This is a genomic window from Methanoregula sp., assembly GCF_002835825.1.
Taxonomy (GTDB): Archaea; Halobacteriota; Methanomicrobia; order Methanomicrobiales; family Methanospirillaceae; genus Methanoregula.
In genome coordinates, this window is sequence record NZ_PIZH01000512.1 from 1 (window position 1) to 1,478 (window position 1,478).

Annotated in this window: 2 protein-coding genes; both read left to right on the forward strand. The window is 57.0% G+C overall.

Going from position 1 to position 1,478, the window contains the following annotated elements; translation table 11 throughout:
• Positions 1–542: DUF5915 domain-containing protein (locus CW742_RS12805; protein ID WP_292420969.1), on the forward strand; the 542-nt coding region annotated here is incomplete at its 5' end.
• 80 nt (positions 543–622) lie between these two features.
• Positions 623–1,135, forward strand: coding sequence for a hypothetical protein (locus tag CW742_RS12810; protein WP_292420972.1), 513 nt, complete (start codon positions 623–625; stop codon positions 1,133–1,135).
• Positions 1,136–1,478 lie beyond the last annotated feature (343 nt).

Below are 1,478 nucleotides of genomic sequence, written 5' to 3' on the forward strand. Positions count from 1 at the left end.
TCATGAAGGCGCTCGGCCCCTCGTTCGGGAAGAGCATCCCGAAGGTCAGGGCCGGAATCGAGGCCGCAAACGGGAGCGAACTCAGGTTTGCCATCGACACGCACGTCAGGGCCACGGTTTCATCCGGCTGGGAATCGTTTGAGATTACTGCCGATCACGTGACGTTCAGCGAGCTCCTCCCGGACGGCATTTTCTCCGCCCCGATGAACGACGGGACGGTGTACGTTGATGTCACGCTCTCCCCCGATCCCGAGGCTGAAGGGTACGCCCGGGAAGTAATCCGCCGCATCCAGGAGATGCGCAAGCAGATGGACCTCAGGGTCGAGGACTTCATCCGGGCCGATGTCGCGATTGCCGACCGGACTATCTGCGACCTGATCCGGATCACCTGGCGCGATGGGATCAAGGACGAGGTCAGGGCCACGGAACTCACCATCCGGCTCGCCGATGACCAGCAGCCGGCCGGGCCCTGGCAGATGGAGAAGGACTGGGACGTGGAAGGCGTTGCAATGAAGATCGGGATTGGAAAACAATCTTCCTGAAAACTCCGCTTTTTTTGAATTTTCTCGGCAAATCCGCGACTATCAAAACTAACATAAGATACCAGGGTCAAGATGCCAGTATGAAATACTCTCTCATCCTGCTCGCAGGTCTCGTCGCGATCTCCTGCATCCTTGCCTGTGGCTGCACCCAGCCGGCACAGACCCCGGCCCAGACCCCGGTAACGACAGTCCAGACACCCCCACCGACGACCCTTCCGGTTACGACCCTGGTAACCCCGGTATCCACTCCCGCTGACATATACTCCCTCAGTCCGGAACCTACCCGTGCCCTTCTGGCCTATGCAGATATCACCTACCAGATAAACCGGGAACAGAATACCAAAACCCCTGTCATCTCAGTCATTATTAACGGCGGACCCGGGCTCGGTTTAATCAAAACTGTCGCGGTCAAGGCGGTCCGCCCGGACGGGACCGTTACCCAGGGAAGCGCAAACCATCCGGGAATGGGAACTTCGGTTGACGTAATGGGTTCTCCTACCAAGGACCGGGTCGTCATCTGGATTACCCTGAGTTCCGGGGAGACCTACAAGATCTTTGACCAGAATGTGCTGTTCGCAACCCGGGGAGGATAATTCTTTTTTGTGCCGGACGTTTCAGGTCCGCTGCTGTTATAAGACCTGAGGGCTGGTTCAGATACTGGACGGAACAGGGGATCAGAGGATCCTTTTTCCAGGGATTTCCGGATCTTTCAAACACAGCCGAAAGCCTGCCCGAATTCGCAGGCCGGTTTCGGAATTCCACAACAGATTTAAGAGATCGTGCCAAAAATACCGGCATGGCGCGAGATCTCTTCATATTCATCGCTTTTTTTGTGACGGCCTGTCTTCTTACCGCCTGCTGTACCCAACCCGACCGGTCCCCTTTACCGGTTCAGACAACCGTCAGTACCCCGCCAGCACCCACCCAATAGCCACC

Excerpts from the sequence above, each read along its gene's own strand:
- CW742_RS12810 (WP_292420972.1), top strand. The coding sequence starts at position 623 with ATGAAATACTCTCTCATCCTGCTCGCAGGTCTCGTCGCGATCTCCTGC.